Genomic DNA, 21,042 nt, shown 5'->3' on the forward strand with positions numbered 1-21,042 from the left:
AGCTCCTCCACATTAAAGCGATTGACTGCGGCGTCAGGCACTGGCCGGGCTGGCCGTGCGCTGGGCGCGCTCCTGATCAGCGGCAAGCGCGATCAGGGCCGGTACATCCAGGATGAGGGCGACTTCGCCGCCCCCGAGAATCGTCGAGCCGGCCACCCCGCGCAGGTGACGGAAGATGCGGCCGAGCGGCTTGATGACGGTCTGGAACTCGCCCATCAACTCATCCACCACCAGGCCTGCTTTCTGCGTGCCGTAGCGCACCACCACCACGTTTTCGCGACGCCCGGCAAGCCCGCCAAGCTCGAGGAATTCGCGCAAGCGGATGCACGGCAGCACTTCACCGCGCAGGTTGATGTAGCGGCTGCCAGCCTTGTCGGCCGACAGTTCGATGCACTCCTCGACCATGTCCAGCGGCACCACGTAGGCTGCGCCGGAAACGCCCATCAGGAAGCCATCGATGATGGCCAGAGTGAGCGGCAAACGGATGCGGAACAGGCTGCCGACGCCTTCACTACTCTCAACCTCCACCGTGCCACGCAGGGATTCGATACCGCGTTTGACCACGTCCATACCCACCCCGCGGCCAGAGAGCTTGCTCACCTGATCTGCGGTGGAAAAACCGGGCTCGAAAATGAGGCGATAGATGTCCTGATCGGGAAGCTCGGCGCCGGCTGCGATCAGGCCGCGCTCGATCGCCTTGGCGCAGATCCGCTCCCGGTTGAGGCCGCCGCCATCGTCCGAGATCTCGATCACGATGCTGCCTGACTCGTGATAGGCGTTCAGCCCCACCGTGCCACGCTCGGGCTTGCCACGCGCACTCCGCACATCCGGGGCTTCGATGCCATGATCGATCGCGTTGCGCACGAGGTGCATCAGCGGATCGCCAATCTTGTCGACCACGCTCTTGTCGAGCTCGGTTTCCTCACCCGAGATGCGCAACTCGATGTTCTTGTCCAGCTCCTTGGCCACATCACGCACTACACGCTGGAAGCGGGTGAATACCTCGCCGATCTGCACCATGCGCAGGCGCAAGGCGCTCTCGCGCACCTCCTCGACCAGGCTGGAGATGGTGGCGGTGGCTTCGAACAGGGCACTGTTGCGGGTGCGCTGGGCCACCATCGCAGCAGCCGAGCCGGCAATCACGAGTTCGCCAACAAGGTTGATGAGATGGTCAAGCTTGTCTGCCGGCACGCGGATCAGCTGGGCTTCAGCAGCACGCTTCTCTTGCGCCTTGACCTGCTTCACAGCGGCAGCCTCAACGATCTCTTTCTGAACCACCTGCTGGCTGACGAGAATTTCTCCCAGCGGTTGCAGCGCTGTTTCCAGCGGCTCACCGGCACTCTCCTCGCGGCTCTGGATCTGCAGGCTATCGAGCAGCTCCTGACGGGTGATCGCCCCGGCCGCCACCAGGATCTCGCCGATCCGCAGATTGTCTTCTGGCAGACTCATGACCAGCTCGATGTAGTCGGCCAGCTTGCTGTCCGGCGGCAGGATATGGAGCAAGCAGCTATCACGCACGAACTCGAATACGCGCTCGATCTTTTCCTTGCTCGTGTCAGCACGAAAATCAATCTCACAGCCCAGATAACAGGATTCAGGATCCATGCTGGCCGCGGCCGGAATCGCGTCCACCAGCGTAGTGATATGCACGATTTCGCCGAAGCTGGCGAGGTAGCGGATGAATGACAGCGGATCCATGCCTTCACGCAGCACGTTCTCACCGAAACGGATCGAGATGTGCCAGCAATCGTGGCCGATCAGACTGCCCGTACCCTGCTGCAGCGGCAGTTGCACGGCGGCATTGGCCGCAGCGGCCTCCGGCTGACCGCTGATCTGGCGCATGCGGGCCAGCAGTTCGGCGCCGATGGCGTCCATGTCTGCAGAAGGATTGGCGGTGTGATCCGGGATCAAGGGCAAGAGGGCGCGCAAGTGATCCACGCTGCCAAAGAGCGTATCGAGCAGCTCGGGCGAGATCGCCAGGCGCCCCTCGCGCACATCGTCGAGCGCGTTTTCAAGCACATGCGAAAAACGCTCGATGAAACCGCATTCGATGATGCCGGCGCCACCCTTGATGGTGTGCACCGCACGAAAGATCGCATTGATCAGATCCGCGTTGAGCGGATCGTTCTCAAGCGCAAGCAGGCTCTCGTCGAGCAGCGCCAGCAATTCCGTGCATTCGGCCATGAAGGCCTCGCGGACCGGATCCATGTTCAGGCCTCCCGGGCCGCTGCGGCCCTGTGTGAATCAGCGTGCATCAGCATCGGGTCGCCAAACCAGCGGGCGAGCCCAAGCAGATCGAACACTTCCTGCACCTCGGCGCTGTGAGCCACGATGGCCAGATGGCGCTGACGACGCTGCGCTTCGCGCTTGGCCAGCACCAGCACCTGCAAACCAGCACTATCGAGTTCATCCACACGCGAAAGATCAAGCTCCAGCAACTCGGTTTCTTCCAGCCGCTGCAGGAGCTGGGCCTTCAGCTCACCCGCGTTGTAGATCGTGATGCCGCCCACCGGCGTCATCTGCTGCGTTCCACTTCCAGGCATGCCACTCTCCTCGCTCAGAACAGCTCGACCTTGGGGCCACCACCACCAGCAGAGGGCGAATTGCCCAGAGCCGAAGCATGGGCATCGCGCTGCTCATCCATCACGTAGTTCGCAAACATGTCGTCCAGTGTGTCGGCCAGTGGCACCAGCGTAGGTGCCTCGGCACAGGCCGGATCAAGCACGCCGGCCATCTGTTCCAGGTGTGCGCCCAACTTGCCGATCGCCGCCAGCACGTGTTCGACCTGCTGACGCGTCACGTCCTGAAACTGGATATCGGCCATCACATCCATGAAGGTGCGGGTCAGCGCCTCGCTGGTGGTGCGCAGTTGCTCCACCGTCTCCCCTTCGCGCATCACGAAATAGCCGTAGCGCGCGCCCATCTCGATCAGCTGACCAGAGAACTCCTCCAGGGTCTCGACTTCTTCCTTCTGCACGTCATGTGCCATGCGCTGGGCGAATTGCTCTTCGACACGGGAGGCCACTTTCAGGATGCCCTCGCGAATCTGCACGACCGCGTGCTCGGTCTGCACCGAGAGCTTACGTACCTCATCGGCGACCACCGCGAAGCCACGCCCCGCCTCACCAGCCCGCGCGGCTTCAATCGCCGCATTCAAGGCAAGCAGATTGGTTTGGCCAGCCACATGCTTGATCAGATCCACGAGAGATTCCAGCGAGCGCGCATCGGCGACGATTTCCGAGATGCGGCGATGCTCGTCCTCGCTGTCTGTCACCCGGTCAGCGATATAGCGCTGCATTTCCTCGACCCGCCGGGTGTTCTTATCGAGCCCGGCACGCGAGTTCTCCATCATCATTTCGGATTGCTGGTTGAAAGCGCCGATGTAATCGTTCATTTCAGTCAGGTGTTCGTCCACCTTCTGCAGGCGCTCCATGATGCGCAGTGCGGCCGCCTCGGTTGCCACCGTTACCGCCCCCAGTTGCTTGTGCACCACCCCCTGGAAAGCAGGAAACCCCAGCAGCTCTTCACGCACCGGGTGCACCCGGCGCAGCCAGACACTATGGAATTCCCCCTCGACCTGCTCTCTCTGAGCCGCCAAGCCAAAGGCCGGATCGCGAAAAAGCAGGAGCGAAGCAATAAACTGCACCGCAAACGCACACAGCACGGCGCCCTCCACCACCAGCAACGCAGCCCCACGCGGACTTAGCCCGAACCAGTCTTGCAGGCGCGGGTTGAACCAGTCAAAGCCCAGCCAGGCCAGAAAGCCGATCACCGCTGCCGTGCCCAGCGACACCAGGGACACGCGCAGGATGAAACAGCGATGGCAGTTGAGTGGCTGCGGGGTGTTCATTTCATGACCAGCTTGATGGTGCCGAGCAGTTCGTCAGCCGTCACAGGCTTCACCAGCCAGCCCGAAGCACCGGCGGCCTTGGCCTCGGCACGCTTGGACTGCTGCGACTCGGTGGTCAGAAACAGGATCGGTACGAACTTGAAGAGGGGCAACTGACGCACGGCGCGGATGAACTCAAGTCCATTCATGCCCGGCATATTCAGATCGGTGATGACCAGATTGGGCTTGAGCCCCGAGTTGAGCTTGCCCAATGCTTCGTCGCCCGAAGCTGCCTTGCTGACTTCATAACCCGCCTTGGCCAGGATGCTGGACGTACTCAGTAGCACGGTTGCCGAATCGTCCACCAGCAGGATCGACTTCATGATGTCCCCCGTTGAGCTTCACCGGATCAGGCGGACAGATGCGCCCGGTCTCCTGAAACCTATCGGCAAGGCGTCCGGCGACTGAAGTGGAACTGTTACTTTTTGAGACGCAAACTAGGCTGCTTGCCCATCAGGACAGTAAGGCCAAACAAAAAGGGCCACCCCACGGGGTAGCCCTTGTTCGTTCCTGCATTACGGCGCTCAGTCCTTGCTGGCTGCCAGCTGCGCACGCAGATCCGGCTCCTGAATGGTCAGCAGAAGTTTGTCGACGCGATGTCGATCCATATCCACGACTTCAAACCGCATCCCCATGCATTCGAAGTGGTCTGCGACGCGCGGCACTCGGCCCAGCATATGCATCACAAAGCCGCCAATGGTGTGGAAGCCACCACTTTCACTGCCCGGCAGCTCATCCACCTCGAAGAAATCATGGAAGCGCTCCACGCTCATTGATGCTTCGATCAGCCAACTGCCATCCTCACGACGGATCGCATCAGAATCCGGCTCCTCGTCATCAGCGGGCAATTCCCCGACGATGGAGGTCAGCACATCGGTCAGTGACACCACGCCTTCGAGCTCACCGTACTCGTCCACCACCAGCGCAAACTGCACGCGAGTCTTGCGGAAATTTTCCAGCAACTGCGAAGTCGTCACGGTCTCCGGCACATACAGCGCCGGGCGGATCGCCGACTCTACATCAAGCACTTCGCCAGACAGTGCAGGCTTGAGCAGATCAGCCACATGCAGCACGCCCAGCACATTCTCCAGCCCACCCCGACACACCACCAGGCGGCCGTACTCGGTATCCGCGATCGTATTGCGCAATTCCTGCGGCTCTTCAAGATCGACGAAATGCACGTCCTTCCTCGGCGTCATGATCGTACCAATGCGCTGCTCGTCGAGCCGCAACACGTTCGAAACGATCTCCTGCTCGCTCTCGTGGAACACTCCGGCCTCAGCGCCCTGCTCCATCAGCACCTTGATCTCTTCATCGGTCACCGGTGGCTCGTCGGAACGGCGCGCATTGAAGGGGCGCAAGATCACGTCACCGGACACCGAAAACAGCCACACTAGCGGACGCGTAGCGCGGGCCAGGCCGGACATCGGGCCGGCGATCACCGCCGCAATCGACTCCGGAGCCAGCAAAGCCAAGCGCTTGGGCACCAACTCGCCAATCACTACCGACAGATAGGTGATCAACACCACCACGAAACCCACCGAAAGTGGACGAGCGTAATGCTCAAGGGTGGAAAAGCCTGCCAGCCACTCGGCAATCGGCACCGCCAGAGCGTCTTCACCCACTACGCCGCTGAGAATACCGATCGAAGTGATCCCCACCTGAACAGTGGATAGGAAGGAGGAGGGATCATCATGCAGGCGCAGTGCCACTTTCGCGCCCAGCGAGCCTTCGTCGGCCAGCTTCTGCAGCCTCGCCTTGCGCGAGGACACGACTGCTATCTCAGCCATGGCAAAAATGCCATTCAGCACGATCAGCAGCAACAGCAGAAAAACCAGATTCATACATATCGCCGGCCTGATCCGGCGAGGTTTTCACAAGCGTCGAAGAATAACACGCCGCCCTTCCGACCGCCTACGGCCCCAGATTGAGCGGCAACCACTTCCGAAGCTTGTTCAGAATCAATCGGTTGCAAAAAATGACGGATAACCCTAGCCGAAAAAAAGGGTTTACCCTAGGATTCGCCTCCCGCTATCCACGAACGCCACCAAAACATGTCTTTTCACATCGAATCAACCAGTTACTGCGCAAATGGCCAAGCGCCGCGCTGGTCCTGGTGGATCCGTGGCGTACATGGCAGCAGTCGTTATGGAATCGTCGGCACCGACGAAGATGGTGATGGTCTCTATCTCTTCATCCACCGGGGCAATCAGGCGCCCGAGCGCCAACCTCTGCTGGGACCAGAACAATTCTCGCTGGCAGGCAAGAGCTGTCGCACTGAAGCGCTCCATCAGGTTTCGCACGCTCTGAAAACACTGGGCTGGAATCAAACCGCCTGAGCCACATACTGGAGCCGTGGCCGCCAGCCAATAGCGCCACTTCAGCCGCCTGACACAGGTCAGCGTCTCCCGGAAAGATGCCAGCGCCTTCTCAGCCCGACAGCCGCTTCACAGCCACTCCGGAAATGAAAACGGCCGGACCAACATTGCGTTGATCCGGCCGTTGTATCTGGTCGGGGTGAGAGGATTCGAACCTCCGGCCTCTACGTCCCGAACGCGTTTTGACTGCTAAAACCGTGCCCCGGGTTAAGGGCAAAACCAATATAAAACATTCACTTACAAAAAACAACGCCTTCAAACTTTCCGTCAAAATCAGTGGCAATTTCGAAAAAATGCCACCAATTTGCCACTAGTTTTTCCGATTCCAGTGCCCTGCCATTAAATCGCCACTGGATACTCGGTATAGGCGCAAGTTCGAGCATAAAAACAAACCACTTTAGACAGATTACGACGACTACGTAGAGGGGGGCTTATTGGCCAGCTTCATCAAACGAACCTGGCTCAACTCCTTCAACGGGCCGCCAAATGTCGTGTATAGCGCCTCTTCCAAGTCAGGTCTTAACAATAGTTCACAGCCTTGCGTTGAGTAGCACTCAACATTCAACTCATCTCCCCGCAAACGCCACGTCCGCAACACAAGTGCTGGAGCTCCATTTTCGTCCGTCCACCGAAGTGGTGCTCCAAATACAGGGGGCTGCAGCTTAGCTTTGTGTCGTAAAGCTAGAGGCGGAACGAGCGCTAAACACTCGCCTAGCCAATCGTTAGCAGCAAACAGCTTTACTAGTTGCGGAAGCCTAGCGTTTTCTCGCGCCTCTTCCTCATCAAAGTCTTCCCACCATGGTTGCATGTCACTACAACCAAAAGGACCTGCCGAACAAGGAACCGTCCCGTCTACCTCGGTACGAACAACTCCAGCGACTAACTCTGCACATCTATCTGGAGCATCCCACCGCTGACTTTCAGAATGGAAGTAGTGCTTTTCTCGGATTGCAATTCTTATCCAACGACTGTATTTGGGCGCATCCTCTGACATCCGAAAAATAGGTTCAACTGCGCGAGAGGCCTCAGTCGGAAAAGGCATGGCTGGGCGTGGTCCAAGGCTGGCATGCAAAGCGATACGTGTTAATAAATCGGGAAGGACTATCTGGAGTATTTCATAGTCGAGCTCACTATTCCACTGACCGGTAACCCACAGATGTGCCCGCAAACCGCAGAGGGTTTCGTCAAGAACCGAAACAAGCAATTCAGATACCCACAAAAACACATCAGCCGATGGTCGGCATTTGAGGCCTCGTCCGCTCATCAGCCTTAGGTGCTCCTGCATCAATTCTTTGAAATGCTCGTTATCAATATCAGGATGCTGCATCCTCCTAGCAACAATACTGGGAAGGTCAGGCCATACTTCGGCGAGGATAGGCAAGCATTCCCCAACATCACCGTACTGAGCAAGCATGAGCCCCCGGCGTGAGGGAGCTTCATCGAGGCTCAAAGCTGGGAAAAATGGTGCGTCCTCATAAATTCCATTTTCCCCCAAAAGCAAAATGGCCAATTTAGAAAGACTCCACGATTTAGATTTGGCATAGGCACGTAATAAATTTTCATTAAACGAGATGATGCTTGTTACGTCCCAGGGAGACTGATACAGCAGTTGAAGCACCGCCTGAACAGAAGCTACAGTGGTACAACTAGTTAGAAACCAGTTAACGGGTCGCCTCAATATTTCGCCGTGCCGCTCAAGGAGCCGTACAAAACCTGCCAATGCCGACGTTCTTCTTGGGATTGATGGGTCAGTCGAGCGAACTAACAATAGTGCGACCAGCCCCTCATCCAAATTCCAGTCAGAATCATCATCAACCTCCAGCGGCTCAAAGTACCAAGTACTTCCTGTTAAAGGCAGCCGTGCAGCCATGACATCGAATGCCGCCTCCCATGCATTGGTAGCAGTGTGCACATCGCCCCACAATGCAATCTGTTGAACGAGGTGCTTAGTTAATCCGTTGAAATTGCCAAGACGAAGTTTGCGTGCTGTTTCATTTGCCAGAGCCTGAAGGGCATTGATTTTGTCTAGCTCGAGTGCTCGTCGAATAACAGATGCAAGCTCACGGTCACCAAAATTGAGCCAACCCCGTCCTCCTCGCGCGGAAGTGAACTCAAGTACATAAGCAACTGCCGCAAGCCTCGAATGCCCCGCATTTTCAAGACACTGAGCCAGCAAACGGATAGGGTGTGGTATTGATGAGTAGCTCCATCCCGTCACCTCGTGCACAAGAAAATACAGGATGCGCAGTGCTTGAACTTCCTCTCCGCGCTCCACCATCTCCGATAGTGCATAACTGAGCGGTAGCGTAAGTAGTCCGTACATACTTGTCTCATCTACTCGCTCTTTAGCTATACGACGAACGACAGTAATGATGTCAACCATCGAAAAAGTAATAGGGAACACAGGTCGAGTCCCCAGAGCAAGCTCAGTCTCTTCAGCCAAGACGGATGCCCCCCTCTGAATCTCGCGAGCCCCCCCCTGCGTTATTGAGGATGAGCGTAGGAACTGAAGGCCATGGCGTTCAGCGAAATCTTGCAATGGAGCTACGGAGCTAGCTGAGTAACTACGGGAGTCGTTCTGCGCTTGCCCACTAAGACACGTAAAGCGGTCTTCCAAATACACGGGCGCAGACTGAGCAAGTCTTTCTAACGAAGCGAGCCGCTCACGAACCATCTTTTCACCTTCGCCTTCGTACTCAATCTCGAAGAGAAGCGTCTCCCACAACGCATTTACTATCAATGGGTCAGCAGTTTCAACCACTTTATTTAAAACATCTTCAAGAGCACCCAACTCCATCCATGACGGCCCCCCAACATCGGCCGCAAAGCTTCGGCTAAGCGTCATTACTGCACGTATTTCGTCGACGTCAAGCAACGCACGAAACCACGCGTTCGGAGCGTTCTTAGTGCCTCGGTGGTCGGTATGACGCAATACAGCACTCAACAGCGGTTGAAGTCGAACCAATCCATGCAGAGCTGCTTTGCCGGGAGCCTCTTTCAAGGCGGAAACACTATCAAGAATGTCAAATAGCGCGGCATCTTTACGAAACGTGTAAGCAGTCAGAAATTGTGCCGCTTTTCTCCAATGTTCAACCGCACGTTGTCGGTTACCCACGGCGGAATGCATGCGAGCCAACCGCATGCGAAACTCAGCATGAGTGCTGTAGTACGTACCAGACGCCTCCTCATCCTCAAGTTGTTTCTCAAGAATGGTGGTAATTGCATCGGTAGCCTGAGGGTTGCCGATATGGGATAAAAGGATAGAAAAGAAGGCGCCAGCAGTTATTGGCCCGCCATCTTCTCTGTCGAAATGCGTAGCAGTTTTGCTGCGCGCCTCGAAGAGACTCTCGAGCGCCAGTTGCCAATCCTGTGCGGACCTGAGCAGCAACAAGCCGCGGCCAACGCTTTCCATGATGACGCCCCGCGAAAAGTACAGGTCACATGCTCGCGGAGTCCCAACAAATGGCCGAGTATCGACAGTCAGCTCCTGAAAGGCAGCGACCACATCAAATTCGGAATTTTCCGCAGCCAGCCCTTCGGCAACAGAAATATTAATAACAAAGCGGACCCAGCAAAGATACCAACCCGCCCCACGCACAAGCGGCAACATGTCATTCAGTTCAGTACGACCTCGTTCACTCCTCCCCAAGAGCCGCACCGTAGCCACCCAAGCCCGTAGGCTAGAGGTTTCAGGCTGCTCTTTTGTCGCCGACAAAAATGCGTTCAGCTCTGATTTTTTTACAGGCGCGTCAAAAGCTTCCTGAAGCGACGCCCCTGCATCGAGACACCAAAGCACCTCATCTAATGTGGTCGCATAGGCTAGAGCTTGGCCGGCATATGAAGGCATGGGGCCACAAAAATCAAACTCTGCTTTGGCTGCGTCAGAAAGCCCTAGCAAAAGAGCGCAGGCGGTTCCCGGCGAGAGCGCAAACGCCCCACGGTATTCGGGTTTTGCTCTGTTGACGAGTTGGCGCACTGTCGATGCAGAACAGCTCTCAATCAACAAATGCGCCAGTTTCCTAATAAATCCAGAGGTTACTTGATTGCCGGGGTTGCTTAGGAATGCAAGAGAAATACGAAGAACTCTGTAATACTGCCCCAAGTGTAAACGCCCACGAATAGCATCGAGGTAGCTTTTCTCGGTTGAAAGGAGTGTCCCAAGAGCATCAAAGTTTGATGAGTATGAATCTTCACTAGAAAAATCCGAGACAGGAAGACTGATGTACTCTCTCCAAGGAGCCGAAGCGCCTGCTGCATCAACAAGCGCACAAACGGACAGTCCTTCCTCCCTCTCCAGCGTAGCTCTCCCGTCAAAAAGGAGGCGTTCAGAAGTACTTTGAGGCCCGAATATGGAAAGAAATGTCTTCCAAAACTCCTTCCAATTGTTGTTTCCTTCGGAGAAGCACGCGTCCAAAGCCCGCCACAGTTCCCCAATCCTCATTAACGCGGGCCAATCGACGTTGCGTGCAGCAACGTCTGCCGCAAGTTCCAAATTACGCTCTATTGCAATCCGCGGATGTCCATGCTCAACACTGACGCTAACGAAGTCAGAAGCAATTTTCTGAAGAATCTCCGTCGCTCTTCCTGACCGACGCATAACAGGAAGCGAAAATCGATAGCTCTTTGCGTCAGCAAAAAAATTCTTTGACTCCAACCAAGTCGCTACAGGCTGAAGAATCTTCGCCACGGAACTTCCGCGCCTCTCAATTTCCGACATCATGAAGCGTCGAAAACTTTCGTGAAATACGCGCACACCGCCCTGCGTAGACGCTTGCGACAACACGGGAGACATAGTTGCAAGCGCACCTGCAACTCTATCTTCAAGCAAAGGTCCAACAATCTCTTGGACTTCAACAGCAGTAACTGAGAAATCGAGAACTCCAAGCACATCAGCAATAGCTTGGGCTTCTTTACTTGATGAGTCGTAGAGGTGCTGGTAATAGCGAGAAATATCCCCCTCTATCTCAGGAGCAGACTCAAGCCACTCCACAGGAGAAACAATTTCTGTCGAACGTAAGCCACTAACTAGTGCTCGGCTAAGATAGCGCGCATAGAGGGGATTACCTTCCGACCTTTGCGCAAGAGTATCAAACACAGCACGGTGCTGCTCTTCCTCATCTAAACCTAGGTCACACAGAGCGCCCGAAACACCTAATGCGACAGAAAACTCTTCTATTTCCTGACGTCCCCAAGGAGCCAAATAGTGTTCAATCACGGTCTGCTCGCCCGCACCACGAATCGCGTCGAGGTGACTACCTGGTTGTGAGCCGACAACCAATGTCACGCCCTCAGGAAGGCGCAACGTAGCTAATTTCTCAACGATATCAGTCTCGGAATCACTAAGCGAAGTAGAACCAGCCACTACACGCGCGATATGGTCCATCCCATCAACGATGACGACAACACGCCGTCCGTCTTGCGCTGCGTACTCGAGCATCCTCTCGAACTCTTCCAAACCGGCTGCGTAAGTACATTCATGGGCGGCAGAATGGCGTTCTAGAGCGTCCCGTAACTCCCCCATCAAGTTGCCAATAAAAACATCGGTCATCACACGGCGCTCGACTAATTCGTCACCCGGCTCAAGGAAACAGTAGTGACGCGCTACAACAATGCCAGATGCCTCTAAATCTTCAGAGAGTTGAGTCAGTAACCAAGACTTACCAGAGCCAGGCCCAGACAGCAGTAAATGAATTCCTCCAGCAGAGACAGCCTCCATCAATTTGTTACGCGCAGCTGTGCGCTCTTGCATAATGGCTCTGTCAATCGGGAACGCCTGAGCGACACGACCGAAGTCTGTACGAATACCCAGACGCCGAACAAAATCAATCTTCGTCAGAGTCTCGCCAGTAGTACGTGCCGTCGTCGCTATATATACAGCCAGTGCAGCCACATCCTCAACGCGCCGAGCATCATTTGGATATCGCCCAATCCCTACCCCATTCTCAAGAATTCCTAAGACAAGTTTCTCAAGTGGGCCGGGAGCATCCAAATCCAAAGACGCGAATGGAAGCCCGACTTCAATAACAAAATACTGACAAAATCGCAGCACATCCTCTCGGCTCACTCCCCCTGCATCTATCAATTTTTGATGTGCGTTAGGAAATACTAGCCCTTTATCGCGTGGCCACAACGTTGAAGCATCAAGCCTCAACTGCACCGTTGCGTACCCATCAAACGTACCAGAAACATCCGATAAAATTAATAATTTAACGAGCTCGTCATCTAACTCAGGAGCGCCCCAAGTGGCACACAAGCGATACTCGTCCGCATGAGTTTCGCCCTCATCGATGAAGGTCCTCACCAACCGGTCAAATCGTAATGACGAGCTGACATCATTAAAATCATTAAACGATATGCAGCGGTTTGGCTGCACACTTGACTTAACTTGCATGCGCAGCCGTTGCCCACCTATGCACGTTTCGACGTCATCGAAGCGGTCGTCACCAACCACTTTTTTGTCGATAACGATTCGGTCAAACCCTATAATCAATCCTTTGATAAGCAGGTAAGCAGTGAATATATCTTGATAGACATATCCTCGATGGGCAGCAGACAACCCGCTAGCATATCCAGATGAATTATTAATCATTTCTTAAAGGCGGCATCCATTAAGCATTCAGAATAAGTCTGACCCACATTTCCACATGGAGGATTCATTACATATGAATATTAAACCCATCCAATCTTGGATAGTTTTGATATTTCTCATTGCCCCCAGAGCGCCTCGTAATTCTGGCTGTATTTAAAAGGGCGATGCTGTCGCTCACCTTGCCCATCTAAGCAGATGCACAGTAATGGAGTGGCCTTTCAGCTCGAACTCCGCGACGCGGACTTGCTCCGGGACGTCCTCGCCCTGCAGCCTTTTGAGCGCACGTAACAGGCACCGTTTGAACTCTCGTGGCTCACAGTCTTGCCCGCAGTATCGCTTCAAATCCGCCAACATAAGGGGATAAGGGCCTGCGTGGGTTTGATAGAAGCCCGCCAACCACGCCGCGAGCCCAGAAAACTGATGCAGCGCAGCTTCCGCGACGTGGGTCCAGGCATTGACTCCAAAGAGTTGAGCAACACACTTGTGAACCCGAAACTCAATCGTTCCAGCCCCGCGCTCGCTTTGCGCACTCTCATCAAAGACCACTTCGACGAGTCGTGGCAACGGAACATCCCGCCGCTTATAGCGAACCCTCAATAGCGCAGCATTGAGTCGAATTAGGCTTGCACGAATGGCTGCCCGGACTTGCTCACCGTAACTTACCCCCAACTGTTGAGAGAACTGGTAGAACGACGAGTGAATCCACGCAGATTCTGGGCCAGCGGAGCCGGGTAGCCTTGTCTGGAGAGTTCGGCGAGCACGCCCGCTGCTATCAAATCGTGCTTCCAAGTCAGCGCTGGAACCCACGTTGCGCTTCGCGTTTCACCCCAGTCCTTGCCCGACTTGGCATCAATGTCTGCGTAATCTCGAAGCAGGCGAGCGCCCGCTTCCGAAAGCACAACCGCCTGGCCAGCGCCTTCAGGCAGTCTGCGCACGAGCACCAGTTTGCGTTCCGCCCAACTGCGCACGAGCCGGTTCGCGCGGACGCTGGCGTGCTCTTGCGTTCGCCAAAAGAGCTTGCCCAGCTCGGGCGCCCGCAGCCAGCCGAAGCGGTGGAGCAGGCTGAGCCCCTTGAGGTCGTTTTGTACTCGTTGAGCCTGGCTGGAGATGTGGACGGCGGGCGCGGGTTGGGGAGCTGTGTTCATACTCCGTATAGCGCCTACACCCACGCATCTCATGCCTGCCGGGTGTTGTTTCACCTGTTTGTCGGCCGATCGGCCGGCAAACAGGTGAAAGCCGCCAGGGTCGGACTTCGTCCGAGCTTTCGCCCTGGGTCGCGGCAAGCCGCTCCTTGCCGGGCTGCGCGGCCCCTTCGGTGCCTTACGGGGCAGCAGGTCCCCGTTGGTCTTCGACCACCCCTGCGGGGCCGCTTCGCGGACGGGTCTGGCGCTTTTCCCGCTCGCTCCCGCGACCGTCGTCTTCGCTACGCTCGACTGAAAACCACCAGACCCGCCCCCTTCGGGCGGGGCCCCGCTGCCGGGCTCTGCCCCCACCTCGACTCATCGGCCAACTCGCTACGCTCGCAGATGGCCTCTTCGCTTCGGCGGCTCCCCCGCCAGGCTGCTGCCTGGACCGGGGCCTGCGGCCCCCAAGCTGCTCGACTCCACCGCCCAACTCGCCTTCGGCTCGCAAGTGGGCGGCGGCGCTCCGCACTTGGCTCCCCCGCTTGCTGCCCATTGATGCTCCTAACACCTGGCTCTATCCGGCAGGCCTGCCGGACGCTGCAACAAAAACGGCACGCCGTAGTGGGCGTGCCGTTCTCTGTTGCGGGCGCCGAGCCTATAAGCCCAGGACCAACACGTCGTCCGTCAGGACTCGGAATCCATGGCGCAGCAATGCATCCCGCACCGGTCCATGCATGCCGACGATGAAAATCGGCCCATTCACCAACCCAGCGCAGAGGCGCAGATATGCCACCAGCCAGCCACGCCGGCGATATTGCACCGGCACAAACACATCGGTGATGGTAAGCCCGTCCTGCGGGGAATCTATGCCATGGGACGGCGCCGGCGAGATGACCTGAAATATCAACGCCACCCGAAAATCATCGAATTCCAGCTCTGCCTGGTAAGGCTCATGCGTTCCGGCAGCACACGCGGCTGCTATGAACTCCGATGTTTGTAATTCGACCGAGGGAAGGATTGAGAGTGAACGCTTCATGCCGCCCCCCTGCTGCGAAAATCGACGGCAATCACATTTGCAGCATTGCCTGTCAGCAGTGCAGGTGGGACTTCTGGAACTTGCGTTGATGCTTCCACAATCTCAGCAAGCGTGATGCCTGCGTCCGCCTTAAGCCGTCGCCGACCATGATGCACGTCCGACTCCTCTTCCGATGCAAAAGCTGCATCCAGACGCTTAGCCAAACTCTGAGTACAAAGGTGTGCGTATCTGAGCAACATGCGCACATCGCGGTGGCCACTAAAGTGCTGAAGGTCAACCAGCGAAAAGCCGCCGGGCGTGCTACTCCCAGCTTCAGCCACGCGCGAAATGGCCTCATGCCTCAAATCATGGATACGCAACTCGTCGGCTTCCACGAAGCCAGCTTGCACGCACATGCGCTTCCAAGCTTTGCGCAGCCCATCAACGCCTATCGGGAACACTCTCGACCCGTCGCGCGGCAATTTCTGCAACAAGTGAACCAAAGCTCGCCGTAGCGGCAACTTACGCGCCCGACCGTTTTTCGTGTCTGGCAAAAACGCTGTCTGAGCCTCGAGGTCCACATTCGCCCAAGTCAGACTCAGCGTTTCACCTCTACGAGCAGCTGTCATGAGCTGGAAGTGCACGAAGGTTTCCATCAGCGGCACGTGCTCGTAGGTCGCCTCAGCCTCCTCCGTACGGAGCTTGCGGGCACGGATGCGCCCGTACTTGCTATGCGTCCCTTCGCCCTTGCTTTGCACGAGCTGACGAAGCCGAACCTCGATGCACCGAGCTCGGTCCTCATCGTATGCGGCGCGCAGCAAACGCGCCTCTTCATCGCCCTTCAAGCGACGGTCGCGTTCGTTGAAATACTTGGGTCGCCTCACACCATCAAAAGGACTTTTCGCCACGGGAATGCGCCACGTGTTGATGGCAATGCTGCAAACGGCTGAAAAAATATCAAATTCTCTGTCGACAGTTGCCCCCTCCACCGACTGACAGCGTTCGTCGATGTAGTCCTCGAAATCCTCGGGAAGGATTGTCGCAAACCCCTTTCGGATGAACTTGCTGGTCTCGGCAGGCTCTCCCATCCGCTTGCCGTTCGGCTTACGGAATGTCATTGTCTTGACCTTGGCACACGGATTCGGATGCTCGGCAACAATCTGAACGATGTCTTGCCTCGGATAACCAGCGTCCTCCAGGATGGCGTTGATTTTGTATGCAATGACTTCGAACGACTTGTGCCGCGGAGCCTCTTCTCGCAGATAGCGAATCATCAGGTCGGCGAAACTGGTCTTAAGACCCTTGGCGTAGTTAACAAACAACCCTTGCTTCTGCTCGCTTTCAAGGCGCTGCTTGATAGCTTCGGCCTCAAGCTTGCTTGATGCAAACAGCGTTTGTTCAGGACGGGTCGTACTCCGGTCACGGACCGCGTAGTAGTCGTCCAGACGTGAGAGCTTGGGTTTGAGACCTTGCTTGGTCAGCGACGCACAGTATTCGTCGGCCTTTTTCAGGGCGTTGTGCGTGAAGGTGCGGGTGAGGTCGTCTCGGTGCTTGACTGAGACTTGGTAGTGCGAACGGTTTTCGATTGAGGCCACAGCCTGCTCCAGATGTTAAGGAGCACGGTATAGCTAGGGCACAAGCCCATCTTTCTCACCAAAACGCGTGGTTTGGAAAAAAGTCCCAACCTGACAAGGGAGAACTTTTTTTGATGGCTCAATCGCAGGCTACTGCCACTGATTTGCCACTAACCGACCCACAAACAAAAACAGCGGGTTTCGCAACCCGCTGTTTTTGAAAGGAATTTTGGTCGGGGTGAGAGGATTCGAACCTCCGGCCTCTACGTCCCGAACGTAGCGCTCTACCAGGCTAAGCTACACCCCGTTTTGTTACTGCGTTTTCAGCTGCAGCCTCAGTGATTCCGGCCAACTGCGAAAGAACATAATTGTAGCAGCACTTCCTTGAAATTGGAAGGGGGAAGTTCAATCAAAAGTGCCGCAGCGGCCTCAGCCTCACGCGCGGCATGAGCGCGCGTTGCTTCGAGTGCGCCAGTCGCGTGCACTGCAGCCATCACCTCAGCAAACAACTCGCGCCCACCCTCTTCGATTGCCCGACGCACCAGTGCTGCCTCAGCAGGCTCACCATGCTGCATCACATGGATCAACGGCAAGGTCGGTTTGCCCTCCGCAAGATCGTCACCCAGATGCTTGCCGGTTTCAGCCTCATCCCCGGAGTAATCCAGCACGTCATCAATCAGCTGGAAGGCTGTGCCGATATGGCGGCCGAATGCAGCCAGGCGCTCCTGCCCGGCGTCATCCAGACGGCCAAGAATGGCGCCCAGACGAGTAGCCGCCTCAAACAAGGTGGCGGTCTTGTAATGAATCACCCTCAGGTAATCCTCTACCGTCACATCTGCATTGTGTACATTGAGGAGTTGCAACACCTCCCCTTCGGCGATCACGTTGGTGGCATCAGCCAGTACGCTCATCACGCGCATGTCCTTCACCCCCACCATCATCTGAAAGGCGCGGGAATACAGGAAGTCACCCACCAGAACAGCAGCAGCGTTGCCGAACATGGCGTTCGCCGTGCTGCGGCCGCGGCGCAGATCAGACTCGTCCACCACATCGTCATGCAGCAAGGTGGCGGTATGAATAAACTCCACCACCGCAGCCAATTCGTGATGATGTGTGCCGCGATAGCCCAGCGCATTAGCCACCAGCAACAGCAGTGCCGGACGCATGCGCTTGCCACCAGCGCCGATAATGTACTCGGCTACCTGATTGATCAGGACGACTTCGGAAGACAGGCGCTTGCGGATGACCTGGTTGACCGCTTCCATGTCTGCGGCCACCGGCGCGTAGAGTTGTTCTAGCTGCAAGGCTTCACTCGGGGCGTTTGGGGAAAGGCGGGATGTTAGGCGGCGGCTCGCAGCAGCGTCAAGCTGAACTGAAGATACGGCTTGACTTTCCCTTTTCGAATCAACATAATCTCGCGTTTCCCACGCTCTTTGCAATTGGAGTTCCACATGTACGCGGTCATAAAAACCGGGGGCAAGCAGTATCGCGTTGCCGCTGGCGAAAAAATTAAAATAGAACAGATACCGGCAGACGTTGGCACTGAAATCACGCTGGACCAGATCCTCATGGTCGGCGAAGGCGAGTCCGTCAAGATCGGCGCTCCCCTGGTTGAAGGTGCATCTGTCAAAGCTACTGTCCTGGCTCAGGGTCGTCACAAGAAGGTCGAGATCTTCAAGATGCGTCGCCGTAAGCACTACCAGAAGCATCAGGGCCACCGTCAGAATTTCACCGAAATCCGCATCGAAGCGATTTCGGCCTAAGCAGGAGCTAATACGCCATGGCACACAAAAAAGCAGGCGGCAGTTCACGTAACGGCCGCGAATCAGAAGCAAAACGACTCGGCGTCAAGCGCTACGGTGGTCAATTCGTTCTGGCTGGCAACATCATTGTTCGTCAGCGCGGCACTGAATATCACCCGGGCGAGAACGTCGGCATCGGCAAGGATCACACCCTGTTCGCGCTGAAGGATGGCCACGTGAAGTTCGTGGTCAAGGGCCCGCAGCAGCGTCGCACCGTGACCATCGTTCCGGAAGCCCAGGCCTGATCAGCTTCCGCGCGATAGCAGAAAGCCCCTTCGCGCTGCGATGGGGCTTTTTCATTTTTGAGACTCAGGAAAGACCATGAAATTCTTCGACGAAGCGCGCATTGATGTCTATGCCGGCGACGGTGGCAACGGCAACGCGTCGTTCCGTCGCGAAAAATACATCCCCCGTGGCGGCCCTGACGGCGGCGACGGTGGCCGTGGCGGCAACATCTACGCCGTAGGCGACCGCAACCTGAACACCTTGGTCGACTTTCGCTACACCCGTGCCTTCCGCGCCGAGCATGGTGAAAAGGGCGGCAGCACTGACTGTTACGGCAAGGGTGGCGAAGACCTGTTCCTGAAGATGCCGGTCGGCACCGTGATCAAGAATCAGGAAACAGGCGAATTGATCGCCGACCTGAATCAGGACGGCAAGCAGGTGCTGATCGCTCAGGGCGGCAAGGGTGGCCTCGGCAACCTGCACTTCAAGAGCAGCACCAACCGTGCGCCGCGCCAGAAAACCAATGGTGAGCCGGGTGAGCACTTCAAGCTGGCGCTGGAACTCAAGGTGCTGGCCGACGTCGGCCTGCTGGGCATGCCCAATGCAGGCAAGTCCACCTTCATCCGCGCTGTTTCCGCCGCCAAGCCCAAGGTTGCCGGCTATCCCTTCACCACCCTCGCCCCCAACCTCGGCGTTGTACGTACCAGTGAAGGCCGCAGCTTCGTAATTGCCGACATCCCCGGCCTGATCGAGGGCGCCTCGGAAGGGGCTGGTCTGGGCCATCGTTTCCTGCGCCACCTGCAGCGTACCCGCGTGCTGTTGCACCTCGTAGATCTGGCGCCCTTTGACCCGGAAGTCGATCCGGTGCGCGAAGCCCGTGCAATCGTTGAAGAGCTGCGCAAATACGATGAATCGCTGGCCGAAAAGACCCGCTGGCTGGTGCTCAACAAGCTCGACCTGATCCCAGAAGAAGAGCGCGAAGATCGCATCCGCGCCTTCCTCGACGCCTACGGTGAGCCGGAACGCTGGTTTGCCATCTCCGGCATCAGCGGCAACGGCTGCCAGCCACTGATCTTCGCCCTGCAGGACTTCATCGACGCCCTGCCGCGCTGGAGCGAAGAGGAAGAACTGGCGGCAGTCGCCGCTGGCCCGAACGCTTACCCGATCGGCTCGGACGACGAGGAGGACGAGGATGAAGATGAAGACGATGATTACGACGGCGAGATCATCTACGCTCGCTAAGCACTCAAAATCGTAGGCTGCGCATAGCGCAGCATCTTGCTCTCAACCCCTTGCACGAAGGTGCGCATGGCGCACCCTACACACCATGCGCAATGCCATCCGCAACGCTCGCCGTCTCGTCGTCAAAGTAGGCTCCGCCCTCGTCACCAACAACGGAGCTGGTCTGGACCTGACCGCCATCGGCGACTGGGCGCGCCAGATTGCCGCACTGAGAACCGAAGGCCGCGAGATCGTACTGGTCTCCAGCGGCGCGATTGCGGCCGGCATGCAGCGCTTGGGCTGGAGTGAGCGGCCGGCCGAGACGCATGCCCTGCAGGCAGCAGCCGCCGTCGGCCAGATGGGCCTGGCGCAGGCGTATGAGGGCGCATTCAACCAGTACGGCCTGAAAACCGCCCAGCTACTGCTGACCCATGCCGATCTGGCCGATCGCCTGCGCTACCTGAATTCGCGCTCCACGCTCTCTACCCTGCTGGAACTGGGCGTGGTGCCAATCATCAACGAGAATGACACTGTCGTGACCGACGAAATCAAGTTCGGTGACAACGACACGCTGGGCGCACTGGTCGCCAACCTGATCGAAGCGGATGCACTGATCATCCTGACCGACCAGAAGGGCCTGTACACCGCAGACCCTCGCAAGGACCCTGCGGCTACATTGATCAGCGAAGGGCAGGCCGAAGACCGTAGCTATGAGGCCATGGCGGGTGGTGCCGGCAGCGGTATTTCGCGCGGAGGCATGATCACCAAGATCCGTGCGGCACAGCGCGCAGCCTCTTCCGGCGCGCACACCCTGATTGCATCCGGCCGCGAAACCGATCCGCTGATCCGCCTAGCAGCCGGCGAAGCCCTCGGCACCCTGCTCTACGCCAGCAGCACGCCGCTCGCCGCTCGCAAGCAATGGCTGGCTGATCACCTGCAGCTGGCCGGCAGCTTTGTGCTGGATGAGGGGGCCGCCAGGGCGCTCAAGGGAGGAGCCAGCCTGCTGTCGATCGGCGTGACGGAAGTGCGCGGTGAATTCGGCCGCGGCGCTGCCGTAGCCTGCCTGGATCAAAGTGGGCACGAACTCGCGCGCGGTCTCAGCAATTACGCCAGCTCAGAAGCCCGGCGCATTGCACGCCACGCTAGCAACGAATTCGAACAGCTTCTGGGCTACATTGAAGAGCCCGAGCTGATCCACCGCGACAACCTGGTTCTGCGCTGAGCG

15 protein-coding genes and 1 tRNA gene are annotated in these 21,042 nt (G+C 57.1%); 5 read left to right on the forward strand and 11 right to left on the reverse strand.

The features are described from left to right. Positions 1-33 precede the first annotated feature (33 nt). From C0V76_RS05325 to C0V76_RS05345, 5 genes are all read right to left on the reverse strand, one after another. The gene (locus tag C0V76_RS05325) at positions 34-2,208 is read right to left on the reverse strand and encodes a chemotaxis protein CheA (RefSeq protein ID WP_101941335.1); all 2,175 of its coding nucleotides are present in this window, start codon (positions 2,206-2,208) and stop codon (positions 34-36) included. A gap of 2 nt (positions 2,209-2,210) precedes the next feature. Further along, positions 2,211-2,543, reverse strand: coding sequence for a lipid asymmetry maintenance protein MlaB (locus C0V76_RS05330; RefSeq protein ID WP_101941336.1), 333 nt, complete (start codon positions 2,541-2,543; stop codon positions 2,211-2,213). 14 nt (positions 2,544-2,557) lie between these two features. Further along, complete coding sequence (locus tag C0V76_RS20385; RefSeq protein WP_101941337.1) at positions 2,558-3,850, reverse strand: methyl-accepting chemotaxis protein; 1,293 nt, start codon at positions 3,848-3,850, stop codon at positions 2,558-2,560. Further along, a complete protein-coding gene (locus C0V76_RS05340; protein WP_101941338.1) occupies positions 3,847-4,212 on the reverse strand; it encodes a response regulator in 366 nt (121 codons plus the stop codon). The genes C0V76_RS20385 and C0V76_RS05340 overlap by 4 nt, the downstream gene beginning before the upstream one ends. Before the next feature lie 201 nt (positions 4,213-4,413). Beyond that, a complete protein-coding gene (locus C0V76_RS05345) occupies positions 4,414-5,733 on the reverse strand; it encodes a hemolysin family protein (protein ID WP_101941339.1) in 1,320 nt (439 codons plus the stop codon). A 210-nt stretch (positions 5,734-5,943) separates the two neighbouring features. Here C0V76_RS05345 and C0V76_RS05350 point away from each other — a divergent pair, with 210 nt between their 5' ends. After that, positions 5,944-6,228 (forward strand): hypothetical protein, encoded by a 285-nt coding sequence (locus C0V76_RS05350; protein WP_101941340.1) that lies wholly within the window; start codon positions 5,944-5,946, stop codon positions 6,226-6,228. Positions 6,229-6,682: 454 nt separating this feature from the next. Here C0V76_RS05350 and C0V76_RS05355 read toward each other — a convergent pair whose 3' ends face one another. From C0V76_RS05355 to C0V76_RS05385, 6 genes are all read right to left on the reverse strand, one after another. After that, on the reverse strand, positions 6,683-12,823 hold the full coding sequence (locus C0V76_RS05355; RefSeq protein ID WP_158239149.1) for an ATP-binding protein: 6,141 nt from the start codon (positions 12,821-12,823) through the stop codon (positions 6,683-6,685). Between the two features lie 692 nt (positions 12,824-13,515). Next, entirely contained in the window at positions 13,516-14,001 is a 486-nt protein-coding gene (locus C0V76_RS05365) for a hypothetical protein (RefSeq protein WP_101941343.1), read from the reverse strand. 634 nt (positions 14,002-14,635) lie between these two features. Next, on the reverse strand, positions 14,636-15,016 hold the full coding sequence (locus C0V76_RS05370; protein WP_101941344.1) for a hypothetical protein: 381 nt from the start codon (positions 15,014-15,016) through the stop codon (positions 14,636-14,638). After that, entirely contained in the window at positions 15,013-16,590 is a 1,578-nt protein-coding gene (locus C0V76_RS05375; protein ID WP_101941345.1) for a site-specific integrase, read from the reverse strand. Before C0V76_RS05375 ends, C0V76_RS05370 begins: the two co-directional genes overlap by 4 nt. A gap of 209 nt (positions 16,591-16,799) precedes the next feature. Then, positions 16,800-16,876, reverse strand: a tRNA-Pro gene (locus C0V76_RS05380). A gap of 28 nt (positions 16,877-16,904) precedes the next feature. Next, entirely contained in the window at positions 16,905-17,873 is a 969-nt protein-coding gene (locus tag C0V76_RS05385) for a polyprenyl synthetase family protein (RefSeq protein ID WP_101941346.1), read from the reverse strand. Between the two features lie 147 nt (positions 17,874-18,020). Between C0V76_RS05385 and rplU the strand changes: the two genes are divergently transcribed. From rplU to proB, 4 genes are all read left to right on the forward strand, one after another. Then, entirely contained in the window at positions 18,021-18,332 is a 312-nt protein-coding gene (gene rplU / locus C0V76_RS05390) for a 50S ribosomal protein L21 (protein ID WP_101941347.1), read from the forward strand. A 17-nt stretch (positions 18,333-18,349) separates the two neighbouring features. Continuing rightward, entirely contained in the window at positions 18,350-18,616 is a 267-nt protein-coding gene (gene rpmA / locus C0V76_RS05395) for a 50S ribosomal protein L27 (RefSeq protein ID WP_101941348.1), read from the forward strand. Positions 18,617-18,692: 76 nt separating this feature from the next. After that, positions 18,693-19,838 (forward strand): Obg family GTPase CgtA, encoded by a 1,146-nt coding sequence (gene cgtA / locus C0V76_RS05400; RefSeq protein ID WP_101941349.1) that lies wholly within the window; start codon positions 18,693-18,695, stop codon positions 19,836-19,838. Between the two features lie 85 nt (positions 19,839-19,923). Further along, positions 19,924-21,039 carry a glutamate 5-kinase gene (proB, locus tag C0V76_RS05405; RefSeq protein ID WP_101941350.1) on the forward strand — a complete coding sequence of 372 codons (1,116 nt, stop codon included), beginning with the start codon at positions 19,924-19,926 and terminating at the stop codon, positions 21,037-21,039. The last annotated feature ends 3 nt before the right edge of the window (positions 21,040-21,042 follow it).

Source organism: Uliginosibacterium sp. TH139, from assembly GCF_002855595.1.
In the GTDB taxonomy this organism is placed as follows: Bacteria; Pseudomonadota; Gammaproteobacteria; order Burkholderiales; family Rhodocyclaceae; genus Uliginosibacterium; species Uliginosibacterium aquaticum.

Bases quoted from the DNA above. Each gene is read 5' to 3' on its own strand.
- rplU (WP_101941347.1), top strand. From the start codon at position 18,021: ATGTACGCGGTCATAAAAACCGGGGGCAAGCAGTATCGCGTTGCCGCT.
- C0V76_RS05345 (WP_101941339.1), bottom strand. From the start codon at position 5,733: ATGAATCTGGTTTTTCTGCTGTTGCTGCTGATCGTGCTGAATGGCATT.
- rpmA (WP_101941348.1), top strand. From the start codon at position 18,350: ATGGCACACAAAAAAGCAGGCGGCAGTTCACGTAACGGCCGCGAATCA.
- C0V76_RS05330 (WP_101941336.1), bottom strand. From the start codon at position 2,543: ATGCCTGGAAGTGGAACGCAGCAGATGACGCCGGTGGGCGGCATCACG.
- C0V76_RS20385 (WP_101941337.1), bottom strand. From the start codon at position 3,850: ATGAACACCCCGCAGCCACTCAACTGCCATCGCTGTTTCATCCTGCGC.
- cgtA (WP_101941349.1), top strand. From the start codon at position 18,693: ATGAAATTCTTCGACGAAGCGCGCATTGATGTCTATGCCGGCGACGGT.
- C0V76_RS05325 (WP_101941335.1), bottom strand. From the start codon at position 2,208: ATGGATCCGGTCCGCGAGGCCTTCATGGCCGAATGCACGGAATTGCTG.
- proB (WP_101941350.1), top strand. From the start codon at position 19,924: ATGCGCAATGCCATCCGCAACGCTCGCCGTCTCGTCGTCAAAGTAGGC.
- C0V76_RS05340 (WP_101941338.1), bottom strand. From the start codon at position 4,212: ATGAAGTCGATCCTGCTGGTGGACGATTCGGCAACCGTGCTACTGAGT.
- C0V76_RS05365 (WP_101941343.1), bottom strand. From the start codon at position 14,001: ATGAACACAGCTCCCCAACCCGCGCCCGCCGTCCACATCTCCAGCCAG.
- C0V76_RS05370 (WP_101941344.1), bottom strand. From the start codon at position 15,016: ATGAAGCGTTCACTCTCAATCCTTCCCTCGGTCGAATTACAAACATCG.
- C0V76_RS05350 (WP_101941340.1), top strand. From the start codon at position 5,944: ATGTCTTTTCACATCGAATCAACCAGTTACTGCGCAAATGGCCAAGCG.